22 protein-coding genes are annotated in these 22,824 nt (G+C 30.6%); 2 read left to right on the top strand and 20 right to left on the bottom strand.

Going from position 1 to position 22,824, the window contains the following annotated elements; all coding sequences use genetic code 11:
* Positions 1-158: 158 nt before the first annotated feature.
* The 10 genes from H9661_RS14895 to H9661_RS14850 form a co-directional block, all read right to left on the bottom strand.
* Entirely contained in the window at positions 159-1,340 is a 1,182-nt protein-coding gene (locus tag H9661_RS14895; RefSeq protein WP_191769605.1) for an acetyl-CoA C-acetyltransferase, read from the bottom strand.
* A 119-nt stretch (positions 1,341-1,459) separates the two neighbouring features.
* Positions 1,460-2,557: a non-hydrolyzing UDP-N-acetylglucosamine 2-epimerase gene (wecB, locus tag H9661_RS14890; protein ID WP_143317489.1), complete on the bottom strand. Its 1,098-nt coding sequence runs from the start codon at positions 2,555-2,557 to the stop codon at positions 1,460-1,462.
* 127 nt (positions 2,558-2,684) lie between these two features.
* A complete protein-coding gene (locus tag H9661_RS14885) occupies positions 2,685-3,173 on the bottom strand; it encodes a deoxycytidylate deaminase (protein WP_143317441.1) in 489 nt (162 codons plus the stop codon).
* Between the two features lie 137 nt (positions 3,174-3,310).
* Positions 3,311-3,940 carry a uracil phosphoribosyltransferase gene (gene upp, locus H9661_RS14880; protein WP_143317442.1) on the bottom strand — a complete coding sequence of 210 codons (630 nt, stop codon included), beginning with the start codon at positions 3,938-3,940 and terminating at the stop codon, positions 3,311-3,313.
* A 14-nt stretch (positions 3,941-3,954) separates the two neighbouring features.
* A complete protein-coding gene (gene rpiB, locus H9661_RS14875; protein WP_143317443.1) occupies positions 3,955-4,404 on the bottom strand; it encodes a ribose 5-phosphate isomerase B in 450 nt (149 codons plus the stop codon).
* A 313-nt stretch (positions 4,405-4,717) separates the two neighbouring features.
* Entirely contained in the window at positions 4,718-5,770 is a 1,053-nt protein-coding gene (locus H9661_RS14870) for an L-threonylcarbamoyladenylate synthase (RefSeq protein WP_191769603.1), read from the bottom strand.
* Between the two features lie 18 nt (positions 5,771-5,788).
* On the bottom strand, positions 5,789-6,373 hold the full coding sequence (locus H9661_RS14865; RefSeq protein WP_143317445.1) for a 60S ribosomal protein L22: 585 nt from the start codon (positions 6,371-6,373) through the stop codon (positions 5,789-5,791).
* Positions 6,374-6,460: 87 nt separating this feature from the next.
* Positions 6,461-7,543 (bottom strand): peptide chain release factor 1, encoded by a 1,083-nt coding sequence (gene prfA, locus H9661_RS14860; protein ID WP_191769602.1) that lies wholly within the window; start codon positions 7,541-7,543, stop codon positions 6,461-6,463.
* A 62-nt stretch (positions 7,544-7,605) separates the two neighbouring features.
* Positions 7,606-9,363, bottom strand: a complete 1,758-nt coding sequence (gene prmC / locus H9661_RS14855; RefSeq protein WP_143317447.1) for a peptide chain release factor N(5)-glutamine methyltransferase — start codon at positions 9,361-9,363, stop codon at positions 7,606-7,608.
* A gap of 18 nt (positions 9,364-9,381) precedes the next feature.
* Entirely contained in the window at positions 9,382-9,969 is a 588-nt protein-coding gene (locus H9661_RS14850; RefSeq protein WP_143317448.1) for a thymidine kinase, read from the bottom strand.
* 168 nt (positions 9,970-10,137) lie between these two features.
* Here H9661_RS14850 and rpmE point away from each other — a divergent pair, with 168 nt between their 5' ends.
* Together rpmE and H9661_RS14840 are read left to right on the top strand one after the other, a co-directional pair.
* A complete protein-coding gene (gene rpmE, locus H9661_RS14845) occupies positions 10,138-10,350 on the top strand; it encodes a 50S ribosomal protein L31 (RefSeq protein WP_090012081.1) in 213 nt (70 codons plus the stop codon).
* A gap of 123 nt (positions 10,351-10,473) precedes the next feature.
* A complete protein-coding gene (locus tag H9661_RS14840; RefSeq protein ID WP_191769601.1) occupies positions 10,474-11,583 on the top strand; it encodes an MGDG synthase family glycosyltransferase in 1,110 nt (369 codons plus the stop codon).
* A 109-nt stretch (positions 11,584-11,692) separates the two neighbouring features.
* Here H9661_RS14840 and rho read toward each other — a convergent pair whose 3' ends face one another.
* The 10 genes from rho to H9661_RS14790 all read right to left on the bottom strand — a co-directional run bounded on the left by rho (position 11,693) and on the right by H9661_RS14790 (position 22,589).
* On the bottom strand, positions 11,693-13,087 hold the full coding sequence (gene rho, locus H9661_RS14835; protein ID WP_191769600.1) for a transcription termination factor Rho: 1,395 nt from the start codon (positions 13,085-13,087) through the stop codon (positions 11,693-11,695).
* 117 nt (positions 13,088-13,204) lie between these two features.
* On the bottom strand, positions 13,205-13,489 hold the full coding sequence (locus H9661_RS14830; RefSeq protein WP_191769599.1) for a hypothetical protein: 285 nt from the start codon (positions 13,487-13,489) through the stop codon (positions 13,205-13,207).
* A 133-nt stretch (positions 13,490-13,622) separates the two neighbouring features.
* Entirely contained in the window at positions 13,623-14,039 is a 417-nt protein-coding gene (locus tag H9661_RS14825; RefSeq protein ID WP_143317451.1) for a YwiB family protein, read from the bottom strand.
* Positions 14,040-14,054: 15 nt separating this feature from the next.
* Positions 14,055-15,044 (bottom strand): tRNA 4-thiouridine(8) synthase ThiI, encoded by a 990-nt coding sequence (locus tag H9661_RS14820; protein ID WP_143317452.1) that lies wholly within the window; start codon positions 15,042-15,044, stop codon positions 14,055-14,057.
* Between the two features lie 91 nt (positions 15,045-15,135).
* A complete protein-coding gene (gene spoIIR, locus H9661_RS14815) occupies positions 15,136-15,768 on the bottom strand; it encodes a stage II sporulation protein R (RefSeq protein ID WP_191769598.1) in 633 nt (210 codons plus the stop codon).
* A gap of 57 nt (positions 15,769-15,825) precedes the next feature.
* On the bottom strand, positions 15,826-16,668 hold the full coding sequence (gene ispE, locus H9661_RS14810) for a 4-(cytidine 5'-diphospho)-2-C-methyl-D-erythritol kinase (RefSeq protein WP_191769597.1): 843 nt from the start codon (positions 16,666-16,668) through the stop codon (positions 15,826-15,828).
* A 174-nt stretch (positions 16,669-16,842) separates the two neighbouring features.
* Entirely contained in the window at positions 16,843-19,455 is a 2,613-nt protein-coding gene (gene cphA / locus H9661_RS14805) for a cyanophycin synthetase (protein WP_191769596.1), read from the bottom strand.
* Positions 19,445-20,275 carry a cyanophycinase gene (locus H9661_RS14800; protein ID WP_191769595.1) on the bottom strand — a complete coding sequence of 277 codons (831 nt, stop codon included), beginning with the start codon at positions 20,273-20,275 and terminating at the stop codon, positions 19,445-19,447. Before H9661_RS14800 ends, cphA begins: the two co-directional genes overlap by 11 nt.
* A gap of 178 nt (positions 20,276-20,453) precedes the next feature.
* Complete coding sequence (locus H9661_RS14795) at positions 20,454-22,019, bottom strand: DUF3794 and LysM peptidoglycan-binding domain-containing protein (protein WP_191769594.1); 1,566 nt, start codon at positions 22,017-22,019, stop codon at positions 20,454-20,456.
* Between the two features lie 333 nt (positions 22,020-22,352).
* Positions 22,353-22,589, bottom strand: coding sequence for a Veg family protein (locus H9661_RS14790; protein ID WP_143317458.1), 237 nt, complete (start codon positions 22,587-22,589; stop codon positions 22,353-22,355).
* Positions 22,590-22,824 lie beyond the last annotated feature (235 nt).

The following is a 22,824-nucleotide window of genomic DNA, read 5'->3' as shown; positions in this document are numbered from 1 at the left end:
CACTTTAAAATCTCGTCAAATGTTTGGTTTATCTCATAAATACTAGCCTTTAAGTACTCTTTATCCTTTCCTTAAACCTAATTAATTATTCATATTACTTAATATAAAAAAGTTCAGTAATAATCAACATTATTACTGAACTTGAATTTAAAATAGTATTAAACTCTTTCTACTATAAGTGCTGTTCCCATTCCGCCACCTATACATAAAGTAGCTAACCCTCTCTTAGCATCTCTCTTTTGCATTTCATAAAGTAAAGTAGTAAGAATTCTTGCTCCTGATGCTCCAACTGGATGCCCTAAAGCAATAGCTCCACCATTAACATTTACTTTTTCCATATCAAATTTAAGATCCTTAGCAACAGCTAAACTTTGTGCAGCAAATGCTTCATTTGCTTCAATTAAATCTAAATCTTCAACAGTTAAGTTCGCAGCTTCTAAAGCTTTCTTTGTTGCATGGAATGGACCATAACCCATTATTGCAGGATCTAATCCCTTAGAACCATAAGATACTATCTTAGCTAATGGCTTAACACCTAATTCTTTAGCTTTTTCAGCGCTCATAACAACGAAAGCTGCAGCTCCATCATTAATTCCTGATGCATTACCAGCAGTAACTGTACCATCTTTAATAAATGCTGGTCTAAGTTTTGCTAAAGTTTCTGCTGTTGTCCCGAATCTTGGGAATTCATCAGTATCAAATACCTTTGGTTCACCTTTTCTTTGAGGAATAACAACTGGAACTATTTCATCCTTAAATCTTCCTTCTTTTATAGCTTTTTCAGCTTTTTGTTGAGAAGCTGCTGAGAAAGCATCTTGTTCTTCTCTAGTAAGATTCCATTCCTTAGCTATATTCTCTGCAGTAACCCCCATATGATAGTTATTAAACGCATCCCATAAAGCATCCTTAATCATTGTATCAACTAGCTTTCCGTCTCCCATTCTTTGACCCCATCTAGCTTTATCTAAAACATAAGGTGCTGCTGACATGTTTTCCATACCACCTGCAACTACTATGTCTGCATCTCCAGCTTTAATGATTTGGGCTGCTAATGCAACTGTTCTTAATCCTGAACCACATACTTTATTTATTGTCATAGCTGGAACTTCATTTGGTAGCCCTGCTTTTATAGTTGCTTGTCTCGCTACATTTTGACCAAGCCCTGCTTGAATAACATTTCCCATAACTACTTCTTCAACTAGTTCTGGTTTAATACCAGCTCTATTTACTGCTTCTTTAATAACTAGTGCTCCTAAATCTGCTGCTGGAACATCCTTTAATGATCCTCCGAATGAACCAAGTGCTGTTCTTGCTGCACTTGCAATAACTACTTCTCTCATTATTAACATCCTCCTAAATTGCAAAATTTATACTTACGTGTTCGTTAAACAATTAACATACTTTTATTATACCATTTTTTATATATTTTACAATAGGATTTTGTTAAATTTTAAACAAACTATCTAAGAAATTCTTCAACTTCTTTATCACTTAATTCAAAATATTTTAATATTGCATCTGCAATTCTTTCTGAAGCCTTACCATCTCCGTATGGATTAACAGCTTTGCTCATTTTTTCATAAGCCAATTTATTGTTTAACAACAAATTAGCCTCCTCTACAATCTTCTCTATATCTGTTCCTACTAATTTCACAGTTCCATACTCAACAGCTTCAGGTCTTTCTGTTACATCTCGAAGCACTAATACAGGTTTACCTAAATGTGGTGCTTCTTCTTGTAATCCGCCTGAATCAGTCATAACCATAAATGACTTATTCATTAAGTTATGAGTTTCTTGAGTATCTAATGGAGGTAATAGATGAATTCTATCATTACCTCCTAATTTTTCATGCACTACATCTTTTACTACAGGATTTAAATGAACAAGATATACTAATTCAACATCTTTATTTGCTTCTACTATTCTGTTTAATGATTCACAAATATTTTCTATACCTTCTCCCCAATTTTCTCTTCTATGGGCAGTTATCATAATTACTTTTTTCTTCTCAAAATCAATTTTGTTTAATTCATCATTTTCAAAAACATAATCTTCTTTTACCGTATGAAGCATAGCATCTATTACAGTATTTCCAGTTATGTATATATGGCCTTCATTTACCCCTTCTCTTAACAAGTTTTCTTTTGACCCTTTAGTCGGTGCAAAGTGTAAATCAGCCAAAGATCCTGTTAACTTTCTATTCATCTCCTCTGGAAACGGAAAGTATTTATCAAAAGTTCTAAGTCCAGCTTCCACATGCCCTACTTTAATTTGTTGATAGAATGCCGCTAGCGCTCCACCAAATGTAGTCGTAGTATCTCCATGAACTAATATCATATCTGGTTTTTCTTCTTGAAATACACTTTCCAAACCTTCTAAAACTCTATTAGTTATTCCTGTTAATGTTTGCTTACTCTTCATTATATTCAAATCATAATCTGGTGTTATACTAAAATATTCTAGTACTTGGTCAAGCATTTCCCTATGTTGAGCTGTGACACAAACCTTAGATTCAATTTCCTCACGTCTTTCTAACTCCTTTACTAAAGGCGCCATTTTAATAGCTTCTGGCCTTGTGCCAAAGATTGTCAATATCTTTTTTTTCAAAAGTACTACCTCCTAATGTTATCCTTATATATGTATGTTTTATTAAATATACACTTCTATATTAAATATTATACCATTAATATCCTAAATCAGAACTTAAAGAATCATCATCTTCAATCCAATCACAAACATTTATAATTCTGTACTCACTTTTTGTATCTCTAATTATTACTCTTTCTATTCCAGAATTTATAATAAGCCTTTTGCACATTGTACATGAATTTGCATCTTTAACTAATTCCTTAGTCTTCATCTCTCTTCCAACCAAATATAAAGTTGCCCCTATCATATCCCTACGAGAAGCGCTTATTATAGCATTAGCTTCTGAATGAACAGAACGACATAACTCATATTGTGTACCTCTAGGAACATTTAATTTTTCTCTCTTACAGAAACCCAAATCATTACAATTCTTTCTTCCTCTCGGTGCTCCTGTATATCCAGTTGAAATTATTTCATCATTCTTCACTATAATCGATCCATAATTTCTTCTGAGGCATGTTCCTCTTTCTAAGACAGTTTCTGCTATATCTAAATAATAATTTATCTTATCTCTTCTATCCATGTCATAACTCTCCTAAATCATGTATTTATATTATTATACTATCTCTTTCTAATAAATACTAGATTTCTAAGATGTACATATTTAAAGGGATTAGAAAGAATACATTATTCTTTTTAATCCCCTCAATTTTCATAAAACTATTTAGTACCAAATAGTCTGTCTCCTGCATCCCCAAGTCCAGGAACAATATATCCATTTTCATTTAATTTTTCATCTATTGATGCAATATAAATATCAACATCTGGATGAGCCTTTTGTATTGCTTCTATTCCTTCTGGAGCACCTATTAGACAAGCAAGTCTCAAATTCTTAGCTCCTCTTTTCTTTAGCATTGTTAATGCATCAATTGCTGATCCACCCGTTGCAAGCATTGGATCTACAACAATAATTTCTCTTTCAGCTATATCTTCTGGTAACTTACAGAAATATTCTACTGGTTTTAGTGTAGTTTCATCTCTATATAATCCAATATGTCCAACCTTTGCTGCTGGAACTAACTTAAGCATGCCATCAACCATTCCAAGACCTGCTCTTAATATTGGCACTATAGCTAGTTTCTTTCCTTCTAGCATCTTACATTTTGTCTTACAAATTGGAGTTTCTATTTCTACTTCTTCCATACTTAGATTTCTTGTTACCTCATAAGCTAAAAGCGTAGAAACTTCACTAACTAGGTCTCTAAATTCCTTTGATCCTGTTTCCTTATTTCTTATAAATGCAAGCTTATGTAAAACTAATGGATGATTCACTTCAACTACTTTACTCATTATGACCCCTCCGTCTATTTATTATATTTCTTTTCAATCTCTGTTATTTTATTAATTCTTTTAATGTGTCTATCGCCTTCAAATTTAGTTTCTAAAAATGTTTTAACAATATCTATTGCTAGCCCAGCACCAACTACTCTTTGCCCCATTGTTAATATATTCGCATCATTATGTTCTCTTGTAGCATGTGCGCTAAATGTATCTGAACATAAAGCAGCTCTTATTCCTGGAACTTTATTTGCTGCTATACCAATACCAATACCTGTTCCACATATTAATATACCAAATTCAAATTCCTTATTAGCTACAGCTTCTGCAACCTTTAATGAATAATCAGGATAATCACAGGATTCAGCTGAAAAAGTTCCAAAATCCTTTACTTCATATCCATTTTCTTTAAGATACTTATTTATCTCTTCTTTTAATTCATAACCACCATGGTCCGCTCCTAAAGCAATTTTCATTTTTGCACCTCCTAAAGTTACTTAATAGATACACTAGCTTATTATACGCAATAATAAAGACACCAGCTCTTTAAATTATCATCTATGAAGATAATATCATTGTTTAGTAATTTTTACTTTTAAACTACTTAACAAAATTTAAAAAGAGCAACTGCCTCACATATAATAATATAACTTGGTTTTATATACTAGTCTATTTTTATGTTTTTTTATTATGCATTTTATATCCCTATAGGGTTTAATTAAACAGTTAGCATTAAGTTCTTCTATTTTAAATTCAATATAACTAAATAGTTTTTTCATTTCTAACTCCTTAACAAATGCTTAATATATCGTATCCAGCAGCTTTCTTCAATCTGTTCATTACTGCTATCCCCACGCCTTTTTCTTCAAAGGCTTCTGAAAGTATTATATCTACTCCCATATCATCAAAACTTCTAAGTGACTCAAATAAATTTTGAGCGACATCTTCAAGTTTAGAAACACTACCTATGACTATAATTTCTCCGGCTTTATATCTATTCCTATTCTCATCTGATGATAAAATTCCTACCTTTTTCCCATCATCTATATAATTGTGTACTAATTCATTAATTTTTTCAATAGTTTTTTCTCTATCTCCTGAAACTATTTTTACTTTTGCCTTTGGTGAATAGTGTTTATATTTCATCCCAGGTGCTTTTGGCTTAAAATCCCCTGTTGGTTTTTCCATAATAGCACTATCTAATTCAATTCTATCATCTAACTGTCGCAACATCTCTAAGGTTATTCCACCTGGTCTCAAAATTACAGGAGGATTTACTGTACAATCTACTATAGTTGATTCTACTCCAACCTTACTTCTCTCTCCACCAATAATATAATCTACTTTTCCCGATAAATCTTCAACACATCTTTCAACTTCTGTTGGACTTGGTCTTCCACTTATATTAGCTGAGGGTCCTGCTATAGGAGTATTAGATAACTCAATTAATTTCAATGCTATTTCATTATCTGGCATTCTTATTCCAATACTGCTTAAATTAGCACTAGTTACATTAGGAATTATATCTTTCTTTTTTAAAATTATTGTAAGTGGGCCTGGCCAAAACCTATCGATCATGTTTTGTGCTATATCTGGAACTTCTTCCACTAGTCCACTTATATCTTTTGAAGCCACATGAACTATCAATGGATTATCTTGAGGCCTCCCTTTAGCAATAAAAATTGCTTTAACTGCCTCTTCATTTAATGCATCTGCTCCTAATCCATAAACCGTTTCTGTTGGAAATACTACAGTTTTTCCTTCTCTAATTTCATTTGCTGCTTCCTTAATGAATTTTAAATCCTGATCTATATTCTTAACTATAGCTATTTTTGTATCCAAACTTAACTCCCTCTTTCCTCATACCAATGTTTGCCCTCTAGCTATTTTTATGTTTTGTATCCCCTCTGCTGTATAAACTGCTTTTACACAATTTTTGTATATTGTGTCTAATAATATGTACTTATTTAAGCCACCTCTTCTTATTATTTGATAATAATATATTCCTTGATTATTTTCTTTGATTTTTAAATAATCCTTTGTAAGTAATGGATGCCTCTTTAAAAATGATTTCACTATTGGTTTTAATGATCTATTTTTAAAGTTTACTGACGTTACTATTATTATTTCCATATCTTCTTCAATTTTCTCAGTATGTACAAGAACCACTTTATCACAAAAAATCAAACTTTCTTTTCCAAACAATCCACCTTTTATCTTTAACCTATTGTTACTACAAAAATAAGAAAGCCTAGTACTATTTATTTTGCTTATTGCACTGAGTAGTATTAACACCTCTATAAACAACAAATAACTTAAATAAAGAGGCGTGTCTAATCCCGTCAAGAACACAGCTAATGGTAATATTATAGCTATTGATGCCATAGTAATATAAAACATCTTGTGGAATTTTTTTTCACGTTTAAGTGCTTTATATATATTCACTGTGCCTCCCCCCTTTATGATGATATCTAAATATAAATATTCAAATTTAAAGCCCTACATTTCAAATGCAAGGCTTTAGATAAAGTCTTAATCAATAGTATTTCCCATATTTTTCATCTTTTCAGCTTGATCAGCTGTGATTAATGCATTTAAAATTTCATCTATATCTCCATCTAAGAAAGTTTCTAGTTTGTATAAAGTTAACCCAATTCTATGGTCTGTAACCCTTCCTTGAGGATAGTTGTAAGTTCTTATTCTTTCACTTCTATCTCCAGTACCAACTTGACTCTTTCTATCTTCAGCTATACCTGCATTTCTTTCTGCTTCAGCTTTTTCGAAAAGCCTTGCCCTTAAAACTTTAAGTGCTTTTTCCTTATTTTTCAACTGTGATTTTTCATCTTGACATGAAACCACAAGTCCAGTAGGTATATGTGTCATTCTTACTGCTGAATCGGTAGTATTTACGCATTGTCCACCATTTCCAGAAGCCCTAAACACATCAATTTTTAAATCTTTTTCATTTATTTCTATTTCAACATCATCCACTTCTGGAAGTACTGCAACAGTTGCAGTTGATGTATGTATTCTACCACTTGATTCAGTATCTGGAACTCTCTGTACTCTATGAACACCACTTTCATACTTAAGCTTTGAGTAAGCTCCACTTCCCTTAATCATGAAAACAACTTCTTTAAATCCACCAATATCTGTTTCATTTGCACTCATAAGTTCTACAGACCATCTATTGTTTTCTGCATATCTTGTGTACATTCTGAAAAGATTTGCTGCAAATAGAGCTGCTTCTTCACCACCAGCTCCCCCTCTAATTTCCACAAAAACGTTCTTATCGTCGTTAGGATCTTTAGGTAGCAATAATATTTGAATTTCTTTTTCCAACTCTTCTTCTCTAGCTGTTAAATCAGAGATTTCTTCTTGCATCATCTCTCTCATTTCTTTATCACTTTCTTCAGCTAGCATCTCTTTATTTGCTTGTAATTCTTCAATAACATTCTTGTAATCTCTATAAGCATTAACTATTACCTCAAGATCAGCATGCTCTTTACAAAGCTTTCTCCATTCATTTTGATTTGCCATAATTGAAGGATCACTAATCTTAACAGATAATTCATCGTATTTATTTTCTATAAAAGCTAATTTATCTAATAACATGATATCACTCCGTATTTCTTTTTTTCATATCTTTGTATTATATCACAAGTTATTAACCATAATCAACAAGGAAGCTTTCCCAACACAACTCTATCGTGGCCAGCTAGATCTTTTATTACTTTTATATCCTGATATCCTTCTGCTTCCATAAGTTCTTTTACACTTTCTCCTTGATCATACCCAATTTCAAACGAAAGTATTCCACCATCTAATAACACTAATTTGCTTTCTTCGATTATTCTCCTATAGAATACAAGGCCATCATCACCTCCACTTAAAGCTGTATGAGGTTCATATTCTTTAACATCTTCCATTAAATTGTTTATATCCTCATCTTTAATATAAGGCGGATTTGATACTATAATATGATATCTCTTCCCATTCTTAATTGCCTCACCAAGTAAATCACTCTTTATAAAATCAACTCTATCCTCTAGTCCATTTCTTTCAATGTTCTTTTTGGTTACCTTTTCCGGGATATCATAATAATCTATTGAATCTACCTTTATGTTTTTCCTATAATGAGCAAGTGAAATTCCTATAGCTCCACTTCCCGAACATAAATCACATACCATAATATTATCTTCTTCATCTATAAGTTTTAATACCTCTTCCACCAATACTTCCGTATCACTTCTTGGTATTAATACACCTTCTTCTATATAAAAATCTAATCCCATAAAATCACATTCTCCAAGAATATATTTTATTGGCATCTTCTCTTTTCTCATATTTATTAATTTTATAAATTCTTTTTTATCTTCATTCTTTACTTTTTCATCTTTATTAGTCATTAGGTAAATTTTATCTTTACTTATAACTTTCCCTAAAAGGAGTTGGGAATCTAACCTTGCAGTATCAATTTTCACTTCCGACAAAATTCTACTACCTGTATTAATCAATTCACCTATGTTTTTTTCTTCTTCTTCCAATCCTTCTGCAGCCATTAAAGATGCTATCGCTACTTCAATTTGTTCTCCATCTGGTTCCCTAGTTGTTAACTTTTGAAGCTGTAGCCCCGGATATGCAATGATTTTTGCCATAATACTATCACTTTTCCCAAGCCATTTAATTACTTCATAAGTTATTCCTGAAATAATTGGAATTAAGATTATCCTTAAAACCAATCTTTCTAAGAAACTCCCCCATCCAGTAAATGAAATTATAAATACACTTACAAACATAATTAAAAACAAAAAGTTAGTACCACACCTTGGATGAAATCTTGAAAATTGTCTTACATTTTCAACTGTTAATGGTTTTTCTGATTCATAACAGAATATTGTCTTATGTTCAGCTCCATGATATTGAAAAACTCTATAAATATCATCAAGTTTACTTATTCCCCATATATAAAGTATAAGTATAATTATTCTTATCATAGCCTCTATTAAGTTTAAACCTACTGGTGAAAACCCATATTCTCCAAAGAGAGTTGCAGCTGCTGTAGGTATACCAACAAATAATCCTACCGCTATTATAAAAGCAAACACCATGGTAATTCCTATAATTACATCATTAGCTTTTTCTCCAAACTTTCCTCTAAGCCAATCTTCAAACTTTGAAGGTTCTGTATCCTCAAACAAAGATGCAGAATAGTTTAAAGAATTAATTCCTATTCTTAGCGAATCTATCAATACAAATATCCCTCTTACTAAAGGGATATTTAACATTTTATATCTTTTCGTAATAGGTACAACTTTTTGAAAATCTATAACTATTTCCCCATCTTCTTTTCTTACAGCTGTTGCCAGTCCTTTAGTGCCTCTCATCATAACTCCCTCGATAACAGCCTGACCGCCTACATCACTTTTTTTCATTCACTCATCCCTTCCAAATTATTCTTCTTGTTTATACTTATAGTAACATTTACCACACAACGATTCATACTCCACATTATCTATATTATCTATAGCTACTTGTTCTCCAGCAAACACAAACTTATTATTTATTTTTCGCGCATTCAATATAGCCTTGCTTCCACATTTACAAATAGTTTTCATCTCTTCTATACTATGAGCTAATAATAGTAATCTTGTACTTCCTTCAAATCCTTCCATAAGAAAGTCTGTCCTTAATCCATAGCATATTACAGGAATATTTAATTTTACTGCTATTTCAAACAATTGATCTATTTGATATTCTTTAAAAAACTGAACTTCATCAACTAATATGCAATCTAAGTTTTCTGCTTTTTTTAATTCCTCTTGAATCATTTCAAAAATATTATCTTCACGTTTTATCAACATGTCTACTTTTCTAGTAACTCCTAGCCTTGAAACAAGCTTATTTCCACCCTTTTTATCTGTAGCTGGTTTTAAAAGTATAACCTTCAATCCTCTTTCTTCATAATTATACGCAACCTGCATAAGATGTGTAGATTTGCCCGAATTCATAGCTCCATATCTAAAGTATAGTTTACTCATTTATTTTTCTCTCTCCTTAAAGTCTTATTACCCATGATTATAGCATTATAACAATATCTAAAAAAGTGTTTTTTCTTTTTGAATTTCTTGACTGGAAATAGGTGCTATGATATACTCTAGTAGTTATAAAGAAGTATACAAAGTATACTATCGAAAGAGGTGAATTAAATGAGAGAAGGCATACATCCTGAATACCATCACGACGCAGTGGTTAAGTGTGCATGTGGAAATACTTTTACAACTGGTTCTGTTAAAGAAGAACTAAAAGTAGAAATATGCTCTAAATGCCACCCATTCTTCACTGGTAAGCAAAAAATCATGGACGTCGGCGGTAGAGTTGATAAGTTCAATAAGAGATTTAACCTTAACCAAGGTAAGTAAGAATAAATGGGAAAGACTTAGTCTTTCCCATTTTCTTTATCTAAATTATAAAAATTTTAGATTAAAAATTAAAATAGTGTTAAACTATACTATATATTATTTTAATAGAAGTGAGTGGATTGAATGAAAAAAGTTTTAATCTTGACTACCTCAACAGGCCAAGGTCATAACCAAGCTGCCAATTCATTAATTGAAGCTTTAACCGATGCAGGCTTTGAGTGTGTTAAACACGATTTTTTGGCTAGTGATAATAAATTTATAAACAAAATCGTAGTTTGGAGTTATGAATTTTTTGCCGCAAAAATTCCGCATATTTATGGATTCTTCTATAAATTAACCGATAATAAATACATAAATAATTTAAGTAGCATTTTCTTTTCAAGTGTTAGATGGAAAATATCAAAATTTATAGAAAACGAAAAACCAGATTTAATAATTGGAACTCATCCTTTTACAGTTAACATAATTACAAAATTAAAAGTTAAAGGAATGTCGATTCCTTTCATTGCTGTAGTTACTGATTTTAAAGCTCATTACACCTATATTAGCCCTTTAGTTGATGCATATGTTACAGGAAGTAAAAATACTAAGGACTTTTTAATATCTGTAGGTATCAAACCCCAAATAATCTATCCTATTGGGATACCGATTAAAGAAAGTTTTTTTGAAAAAGATATAAATATTCCTTCTATAAAAGATGATGAATATTTTAGTCTTTTGCTAATGAGCGGTAGCATGGGTCTTACAAGTATCTCATATGTTTTAGATGAACTACTAAAAAATGAGCACAAACTTAGAATAACTGTAGTTTGCGGTAATAATGAAAATTTAAGAAAATCTTTATTAAAAAAATGTGAAAACGGTTATCCAAATAAGAAAATTCATATTTTCGGGTTCTCAAATGATATAGCATCATTTATGGAATACTCTGACATAATAATTTCTAAACCTGGCGGACTTACAGTTACTGAGGCAATAATTAAAAACTTACCTCTTATAATACCATTTGTAATTCCTGGTCAAGAAAAAGATAATGCTGATTTTCTAGCATCCAATGGTTATGCATATTATGTCCATGATATTAAATCTATTAACTCCATAGTTGATAAAATTATTGAAAATCCAGAACTTTTAAGTGAAATGAAAAAAAACTTAAAAGATCTTTCTTCAACCTATTCTAGCAAAGCTATAATAGATATATCCAATAATCTTATAAATACGAATGGCAAATAACACCTTAAATTATATTAACTATAAAAAAGCAGTAAATAGCTTATCTAATGCAAGCTATTTACTGCTTTTGTCTTATATTTCTAATAAGTAATTATTTAAATATTATAGATTATTTTCTACCTATATTCGTTTTTTCAAATGTTCTTACAAACTCAACATTATTTTTAGTTTTATGAAGCATATTGATAAGATTTTCAGTTATATTTTCTATATTACCATCTCTATACATTGTCTTTCTAATTGAATATGATACTTCTTTTTCCTCATCTGAAAGCAATAAATCTTCTTTTCTTGTTCCTGATTTATAAATATCGATGGCTGGGAAAATTCTTCTTTCTTGAAGTTTTCTATCTAGGTGCACTTCCATGTTCCCAGTTCCCTTAAATTCCTCAAATATCATATCATCCATTCTTGATCCAGTTTCAACAAGGGCAGTTGCAAGTATTGTTAAACTTCCGCCTTCTTCTATATTTCTAGCTGCTCCAAAGAATTTTTTAGGCATTATTAAAGCTCCTGGATCTAACCCTCCTGAAAGAGTTCTTCCTGTAGGAGTAATTGTTAAATTATATGCTCTAGACAATCTTGTTAAACTATCTAATAATATAACAACATCCTTGCCTTGTTCTACTATTCTTTTAGCTCTCTCTAATACTATTTGAGAAACTTTTGCATGATTTTGTGGTTCTTCATCAAATGTAGAATAGATAACTTCTCCTGCAATGCTTCTTTGCATATCAGTTACTTCTTCTGGTCTTTCATCAATTAGTAGTACGATTAAAACTACTTCTGGATGATTTTTAGTTATACTCTGTGCTACCTTCTTAAGTAATGTAGTTTTTCCAGCTTTAGGTGGAGCTACAATTAATCCTCTCTGTCCTTTTCCAATTGGACAAATTATATCCATTAATCTAGATGAAAGGTCAGAAGAATTATTTGTTTCAAGTTTTAACCTTTCTGTAGGATATATTGGAACAAGATTTTCAAAAGCTTTTCTTCCTATAGCTTTCTCCGGACTCTCTCCATTTACTCTTTCTACAAAAAGTAATGCTTTAAATTTCTCCCCCTCTTTAGCCTCTCTAACCTTACCTACAACTTCATCTCCAGTTTTAAGATTAAATCTTCTAATTTGAGAAGGTGATACATATATATCTTCGCTACTCGTTAAATAATTTTTACACCTTAAAAATCCAAAGTTATTGTTTTCAAGAATCTCTAAAATTCCCCTAGTGCTATTGGAATCATTTATCATAGCCTTTAACTGTTCTTTTTTTTCAGCAGTTTTTTCTGCCGGCCTTGCTGTTTCACTAATTCTATTATTTGATGGTTTAGGAGCTATTTTTTCCCTAAGAACTACTCCATCTTTTTCTATACTATTTGATTTTTTCGAAACTATCTCTTCAATTAATTCATTCTTCTTAAATTTTGATATATTTTTTATACCTAACTCCTTAGCAATTTCCTTTAATTCTGCTAAGGTCATTTCTTCATATTTTTCCTTTGTCAAAATGACACCTCCAAAAACTTTTATATTTCTAAACAATGAAAATATAAATCGAATGCATTTGAAATGAAACTAGACATGTGTTTTCATGACTTCTGTTATAATTATAGCTTTAATTGTTTATTTTAACAAGCTTTCTTCTATCTCGAAAAACTTGTCTCTAAATTCTTTATTAATTAACAACTTCTCTTCTGCTTTCTTTATATTATTGGAAATACTCTTTTTACTCTTATAATTGAGGATGCACATTAAAGTTTTTTCATCCATACATTTATATTTCTTTAATAATAACAAAAGAAGATATTTATTCTCTTTTTCTCTTAAAAGCAATATAAAATTTTCTTCATCAATTCCATAATACAGAGAAATAGTTCTTAATATCTTTAAATACCTGTCTCCAAGCATATTCCCTGATACCACCTTTGCCTTAAATATTTCTATATTAAAAGTATTTCCACATAATATAATATATAAACCTCATAAATAATTAATAAGAAAAAAAACTATCAACGATAGATTCATTGATAGTTACTTATCTTTACTGAGTTCTTATTTTTAATGATAAACTAGTATCCAAAGGCAGTTGTCCTGCAACTCCTAAAGAATAATCAATCTTTAATTCTCCTCCATCCTCATTCATGTCAACAGTAAGTTCTTTTGTATTAATGCTTATCTCTAACATTCCATAAGGAGTTTGATACATAGAAACTGAAGGTTCCGCTTTATTAAACTGCATCTTTGTTGTTGTTGTACCTTCTCTTTCTAAAATAACTTCTTTATCTTGTATTGTTAATGTAGTTGTTGTCCCATCCATACCAGATATTTCTGTCTCTTCATAAACAGCTTTATATCCATTATCTAATTTTATATATTTACCTGGTGAAACTACTTCAATAACATCACCATCATCCATACTTGCATTGCTAATTATACTGATAATAGCTTTTTTATCCATAATATCCTCCTATGACTACTTACCTTGAATCAAATATTCATTAATTTCTTCATCTGTAGCTGGTTTTATATCAAATATATCTTTAAATTCCGTTCCAAATTTTCCTGATTTAATAGTAACCACATCTGCATCTTTTCCTTTGCTATATCTAGCAGTTATTCTAGCTGCTATTATTGCATCTTCCTCCGATGCTTGTCCTTGGATTACTCCTAATGCACCCATATGACTTGAAGGTAAAAATACTGTATCTTCTTTATTAAGAGCTTTCTTAATAATTTCACCCTCTTCTCCTGTTCTTGAAACTATGATTTTTGTCCCTGATTTAGTTAAAAAATGTCTTCCAAATCTTAATAAATATATTTCTTTTGCTGTTAAATCACCGTTCCTATCTAGAGCTTCTTTAAGACGTACCGAATAATTTGGCTCTGTTAGCTTACATCCTCCTGCTGGTGATGGATAATCTGTAATATTCCATTTCTCAGCTAATTCCATTTGTGCTTTTCTACTTCTTCCAGATATATCAAGTAACTTATTTCTATCAACAAGTCCTGAAAGTTCCATTTCTGTAGGTTCTAAATTTAAAGCACATAATGGTCTTAAAATTTTATCACTAAAACCAGATTCATTCTTTACAGTATTTAGTGCTTGTTTATTCTGAGACATAGGTCTTTGGTTTAGCACTTCTCCTGTAAGAATAAAATCAGCGTCAAATTTCTTTAATAATTCTCCAGAATACCTCATCATCATAGCATGACAATCTATACAAGGATTCATATTTTTGCCTCTACCATGCTTAGGATTCTTCACCATTTCAAAATGTTCTACTGAAAAATCTATAACTTCAAGTCTTATTCCAATTTGTTTACACATTCTCTTAGCATTATCTTCACCAAAGAAATAAGATTTAAAACATATTCCTATAACCTCTATATTTTGATCTTTTATAAGCTTTGCTGCCAAAGTACTATCCAATCCCCCTGACATCATAGCCAATGCTCTAGTCATATCTTTACCTCCAAATATTCTTGCGTTATATTTTATAGTTTATGGTTTTTATTATTATTAATCAAGTAGAAATTTATAATAACATTGGATTTTAACTGAAAATATCTTTGAAAACTTCTACAATTTTAAACTTAACCTTAGGACTTTCTTCCCCCTTAGTATTCTTGCTCTTGTCTATCTCTTGATCCAATTCTTCCTTGCTCTTTTCTTCTTCTACGTTTCCTTTTGTTACATCTATAAAGCAAAGTGGCGGAAACATTACACACCACCAGTTTTGACCTTGTCCATTCCCAATTATAACTCTAAAAGCTTCATAATTACCTTGAGGAAGTGTTATATTCCCATAAGACTTTTCCGGAAAATTCTCATGTGATAATTCTACCTTTACCGGATATGAATAACCATTATTCTTAATTACTCTTAGTGCAATACTTCTAACATCATCTTCTTTTGATTTTATTATATTTCTAGACTCATCTAAAGATTTTGATTGTTTTAAATAAGGGTATAAATAATTTATAACTTCATCTCTAACCTTTAATTTTAAGCTTTGATCCGCATCTGTATCACTATTTGCTATAACATGAAACCTTATTAATATATCTTTCACATCATCATAATTATATATGTTATTTTTCTGTATATTCGGAATGCTTGTACACCCAATAAACAAAACATTTATTAATAATATAGTAACCATTAGAAATCTTATATTTTTCCTCATAAAAAACCTCCTTGTATAGTAAGATTATTACCACAAGAAGATTTTCTATTCACAAAATTAAATTGTTCTAGTTAAAAATACATCATCATACTTATTTTTCATCTCATCATAGCACTTTAAAGCAACTTGCATATCATCAAAAAATGCAAATACTGTAGGTCCACTGCCACTCATCATTGAACCAACAGCTCCTCTGGCTACTAAGTTCTCTTTAATATTATATATCATCTTATGTTTTCTTACTGTAACATTCTCTAATAAATTTTTCATATTACTTGCCACATAATACAAATCATTCTCTTCCATCTTTTTTATAAGACTTTCCGTATTAGGATGAATCCTTGCTTTATTGATATCAAAAATCTTATAAACCTCTTTCGTCGATACTCCAAAAGGTGGTTTTATTAAAATTAGTATATGATCTTTAAATGACTTTAACGCAGTTATTTTCTCCCCAATTCCTTCACATAATGCAGTACCACCTTTTATACAATAAGGAACATCTGCTCCTAATTTAACTCCTAAATCCATTAATTCCGTCTCTGACGCATTTATGTTAAACATTTTATTTAACATTTTCAAAACTGTAGCACAATCTGCACTTCCACCAGCTAATCCAGCTGCTACTGGTATATTCTTTACTATATCAATAAATACTCCTGATTTTATTTCATAAGTTTCAAGGAATAATTTCGCTGCCTTATATGCAAGATTTCTTTCATCTGTAGGTATAAAAGGTTTGTTGCATTTTATTTTTATACCACTAGATATCTTTTCTATTCTTATTTCATCATATAGCTCAATATTTTGCATTATCATTTTTAATAGATGATACCCATCTTCTCTTTTCCCTACTATATCTAAAGATATATTAATCTTTGCATATGCTTTCCCCTTCATGTAATTCTATCCTTTCCACATCATTTATTATATTATTCATAATTTTAGCATAGCCCTACTAATTAATAAAGGATGAGTATAAAAATACATAAAAAAGATTTGCTTTTGTTCTATTTGTAAAAAAAGTATCAAAAACAGAAATTTATAGTTTCTATTTTTGATACTCACCTCGCATTACAAACTTGCTATATTTAACCCTTCATTAATGTTATTATATTCTTTTATCTTTTCTAATAAAGGCTCTAACTTCTCATAAAATACAATTACATAATCGCCTGGTTTACCAAACTTAATAGCTTCTTCGAAAGCTTCAACTTCATTTAAACAAATTTTATAGCTCTCACTTTTCCCTTTTATTACACCTTTTTCTAAAACAGCTGCAATTTCTCCTTCTCTTCTTCCTCTTCTATCCAGGTCTTCTTTAATAATTATTCTATCCATAGCTTTTGAGCACATATAACCTATGGATTCAGCCATTTTATCATCTCTATCACCTGGTATACCTATGACTCCAATAATCTTCTCTTTCTTTATCTTAGAAAAACAATTTAATACCGCTCTATACCCTTCTATATTATGTCCATAATCCAATATTATTTTAACCCCATTAATATCAAAAATATTGAACCTTCCTGAATTGCATTTTTCATCTAATTCAAAAGTCTTAAACCCATTAGAAATCATACAATAATCTATTCTCATTCCAACGAGTATTCCACATGCCGCCATTGCATTTTCTATATTGAATTCTAAAATTCCTCCTAATGTAATAGGTATATTATCAATATCTAAAATTTTATACTTTTTTCTATCATTTGTTACATATAATGTATTATCATCTATATAAACAGCAATTCCTCCATTTTCAATATTATTAACTATATAATCATTCTTCTTATCCTTCGAAAAGAATATTTTCTTAGCTTTTATTCTGTCTAATATACTAATACTCCATTTATCATCAGCATTAATCACTACATAGCCATCTTTTTTAACTTCTTCTGCAACTAGTGATTTAACTTTTGCTAACTCTTCCATAGAATTAACTTCATCTATTCCTATATGATCTTCCGTAATATTGGTTATTGCTGCAACATCAGCTAAGTCATATGCTAACCCTTTTCTTATTAATCCTCCCCTAGCAGTCTCTAATACAGCTACTTCTACATCTTTATTAAGGAGAACCGATTTTGCACTATAATAACCAGTATCATCTCCTTTATCTATACACTCACCATCTATATATATACCATCAGTACAAGTCATTCCTACCTTATGACCCATGGATCTTAATACATGAGATACTAGCCTAGTAGTTGTGGTTTTGCCATTAGTTCCTGTTATTGATACTACCGGAATGTTTGTTGGATTACCATTATACTGTAATTTCAATATAGCTTCTCCAACATCTCTACTCTTACCTTTGCAAGGATACATATGCATTCTTATTCCTGGAGCTGCATTTACTTCCATAACTACTCCATTTGTATAAATAGATTTACTTATGTCAGAAGCTTTTATATCTATTCCACAGATATCTAATCCAATAGCTTTTGCAACCTTTGTACAAACTTTCTTATTCTCCTCAGATATCTCATCAGTGCAGTCAATTGCCATTCCTCCTGTAGATAAATTGGCCTTTTCTCTTAAGCTTATCTTATCTCCTTTTTTAGGAATAGTATTTAATGATAACCCTTGGTTATCTAAAAAATTTATTAAATCATTATCTATTTTAACCTTTGTCAAAGGTTTTTCATGATCAAAGCCTCTACTTGAATTTTCATTTAATTCTCTAATTAACTCTTTTAAATTATTCTTTCCATCACCTATAACGAAAGGAGGTATTCTTAAAGCTACAGCAACTACTTCATAATTTACAACACAAACCCTATAATCATTTCCTGTTATATACTTCTCAATGATTATATTAGAGTATTTACTTTTCATGCTGTTAAAGTCTTTTACTAGTTCCTTTTCACTTTTTATATTGAGTACAACCCCTTCGCCCTTATTACCATACCTTGGCTTCAAAACTAATGGATATCCTATCTTTTCCCCTGCTCGTAAAAGGTCTATTATATTACACACTTCCCTACCTTCTGGCACAGGAATATTTTGACCTATAAGCAATTGTTTAGTTAACTCTTTATCTGAAGCTATATCTGCTGCAACGCAACTAGTCTTATTTCCTATTGTAGCTTCTATAATTCTTCCTTGCTTTCCATAACCTATCTGGTAAAATCCATTGTCGCCAATAGGAAATACTGGCATTCCATATCTTTCTGCAGCATCTTTTATCCCCTTTGTACTTGGACCTATTGATTCTTTACATAGAACCTCTTCTAATATTTTCATTCTTCTATCTAAATTTAGTTCTTCTTCATCAATTAATGAATTTATAATATCCACAGCTAATCTAGCTGTCTCTATAGCAAAATGCTCGTATTCATATTCGAAAATAATATAATATAAATCCCCCTGCTTCTCCCTAGCTTTTCCATAACATACGTCTACACCAAAAAAATTTTGTATTGCTATAATTATATGCTCACAAATATGAGCCAAATATGTCCCTTCTTCAAGCCTTTTAACAAAGCCACCTTCTTCATCTATTCCACACCTGTGTTTTTTTAGTTCTGGAATCATACTAACTAATCTAGAATTAAAATCCTTGATATCTTTACTTGGTATTTCACAATATCCACATAAATCAACATCTAGTCTAATACACTTTCTATGAGAGTATATGTTTCTACCTCTAAACACTGTTTGTTTTTCAATTTTCATTTTTCGACTTTTCCTCCTCAAAAGGTAACTTTCTTATAAGATCAAATTTATTTCCCTCTTTTAATACATGTAGCCTAACATTGAATATACTAAGGACTTCATCTGAATGTTGCTCAGATACATTTGTATAAGAAATTTGGCTTCCATCTACAAAATATACAGCCCCAACTCCTGCAACTTCTGCAATTCCATCTGCATTTACAATAATTGCTGTATTTTCATCTATTCCAACCCCTAACACCTGAGGATTTTGAGCTACGCCTGTTAACAATCTTCCTATTCTCCCTCTTTGGGCAAAATGTTGATCTATAATGACATTCTCTATAAATCCTATTCCAGGCGACATCTTTAAAGCGCATTTTCTAGGAGCTTCTTCTTCAACTCCCTCTACAACCATGGTATCACTCATTACTGAAGCTCCTGCTGATGTTCCAACTATGTACTTTCCTTTTTTACCAGCCTCTTTAAGAGCATCATATACTGGTGATCCCCCAATTAAACTAGTAATTCTAAGTTGATCTCCTCCCGTAAAAAATATAAGAGATGCTTTTTCTATTAATTTACTATTTCCTTCAATAAAAGCATCATCTCTAACACTAATATCTAAAATTTCTATATTCTTAACGCCTAATTCACCAAATACCTTTCTATACTTTGTTGCAGCTTCTTTTGGATATTCTGTAGCTACAGTTGCTACTAGTAACATATCATTCTCTTTATCTAAGCATTCACATACTTTTTTTAATATCTCTTTTCTCCCTTCTTTATCTTCTGCTCCACCAATTATGATTAAATTTCCATTTAGTTCTACATTTTTCATCTAACCACCTCAAATCATTCATTTTCTATTGTTTCCAAAGAAATTCTCAATTATTCATTTCTCAAATTCTTCAATAATAAAAAAAGTTTGCCAAATATCTATTTATATTTGACAAACCTTACCATTTATATTGCTTAAAATATTAATCTTTAATGAAGCTCTATAATCTTATGAACTATTAGTTAAAAACAGCTCTTCCAGGTATGATTAATTTTTCTCCTACCGCTATATTATCAGGATTCTCTATCTGATTCATATTAATCAATTCTTCTACTGTGCAATTATACTTTTTAGCCAAATTCCATAACGTGTCATCATTGCCCACTATATATATAGTTATACTTGCATTCTTTTTAGGAGGTTCCCCTTCTAATTCCATTACATCAGAAATAAATTCCTTTGCTTTTTCATAAAATACTGTTGCAGTAATTGATATAGTTCCTTTAAATGCTATAGTATTCGCCTCTAAGCTTGCTTCTTCATTTTCTAAAGAACTTTTTACTATGGACTTCATTCCTTCTTTAGCACCAAGCATATCTATTATTGAAGTAAAGGGAATATCTGCTGACACTTCACTAAATCCCACTTCTTCATCTGCTGCTCTATACATGATATTTGCTCTTATAATCCCTTCTATTGTTATTCTATCATCAGATATTTTTTTATCAGTAATAATTAAGTTTCCAGATGCCGCTATTATACGCTCTGGTTTTATATCCCCTTCTTTTAAGTATATATTATCTTTTATTATACTATCATTAGTTTGAGTTCCAAGAATTGCTCCTATTTCATAGCTATCTTTTCTCAATTCAATGGGAAATTTTGGTGAATAAGCATCTTTAATAATATCAATATTCTCATCAGAAAATACTTTTATTTTTGCTCCAATCAAAAATTCTGAATTAATTATTCTAGATTCCCCTAAATCATCTTCTTCAATAGCTATATCGCTGTTTTTAATTTCATATGTCACTGAAGGAATCATATCTATAGAAATGCCCACTACCTCTTCTTCTTTTGAAATATAAACATCATCTTCTAGACTAATAATTTCATTAGTTTCATCACCTAAATAAAGAATATTTAGTTTACAATAGCATCCTAAATAAACCTTATCTTCTCCAATCTTAGCTTCTCTTTTATGAAGCCTCATAGAACTTTTTAGTATTTTGCCAATCTGTGGTTTATCCATACCAACTCTTAACATTGATTTCCCAATAAGTTCTGTTTCTTTATTAGCTACAAGTCTATTAATTGATTCTGTTTGCTTTAATACCTCAACACCTTCACTAGCTTCAATATTCTTTACAAAATCAAATTCTGTACTCTTATACACCTCCCAATTTAACCCAACCACTCCTTCGATTGCTATCTTTCTTTCATTCATGATTTTTGCATCAATATGTTCTACCTTGCAATCTACTTCACACACTATTTTATGTTCATCCTCACCAAGGTCTAATGAGTTCGTAAACTTTTCATTATATATTACTGAGTTTACTACCATATTATCGTCTCTAGGAATATACAACGCATTGTATTCTAATCTCCCTTCAATCACAACCTTGCTTCCAATAATCTCTTTGCTAGTGATTAAAGGTCTTGCTTCCACTGATAAAATTGCTTGAACATCTGGATGGGTATCTGGAATTAAATACTCATCTCTTAAAATAGCAGTCGAACTATTTTCATGTAATAATTGTTGAAACTGTAAACTTTCTTTTACTATATCTATCCTTGACATCTTTACCTCCTATAAAATTCCTACTATTAAATATATAGCATCGCCTACAAGAATATTACAGATGATTGAGGTAATATATCATATTTTTTTTCATTTTCTCCTATAATCCGTTGTTATTTTCCACTCGTGATATATTTTTAAAACTTTTTTCACAAAACATGTTGACAAAGTAATTAATTTGTCGTATCATTAATCTTGGTTATTGACCATATAACCTCTCATAAATTCTCAATACCCTTTTATACCATAGTTGAAAGATGGAACCCACCATCTTTCTTTTTTTATACTTATTTTTAGAAATAAAAAAACTTCGATAATATCGAAGTTTTATATTTAACTAGGAAAAACTAGCTGTACTGTCTTTGTCAAAACATCTGAATAACTATATGTCACTGTCCTTTGGGTGTCACTTTCTAATCTAATTACAAAAATACTAGGGTACGCACTTTCTAATACTCCATCATTAACAAGAATCTTTTTGCGTCCACCATTAGCTTTCAATGTAACCTTATCTCCTATATGTCTTTCAATATCCTTCTTAATGGTAGCAATTGTTTTTATCTTCTCCATTACAACACCCTCTTTCCTTATTTTATTGTATCTTAACAGAGCCTTTATGTCAAGCAAATTAATTATTTTATCACTTATTACTTATACTTGTCAATAGAATTTGTTAATAATATAATTTTTTCTACTTTAATATTGTTAGTATTTTTTATTATTTTTATTCAATAAAGATGTTTTTTTATTATAAGAAAACAAAAGAGAATGAAATTATTTTAAATCTCACTCTCAAAATTCTTCC

Source organism: Clostridium cibarium (assembly GCF_014836335.1).
GTDB classification, from domain to species: domain Bacteria; phylum Bacillota; class Clostridia; order Clostridiales; family Clostridiaceae; genus Clostridium; species Clostridium cibarium.
Note: the sequence above shows the minus strand (reverse complement) of the source record. Positions and strands in the feature narration are given on the sequence as shown.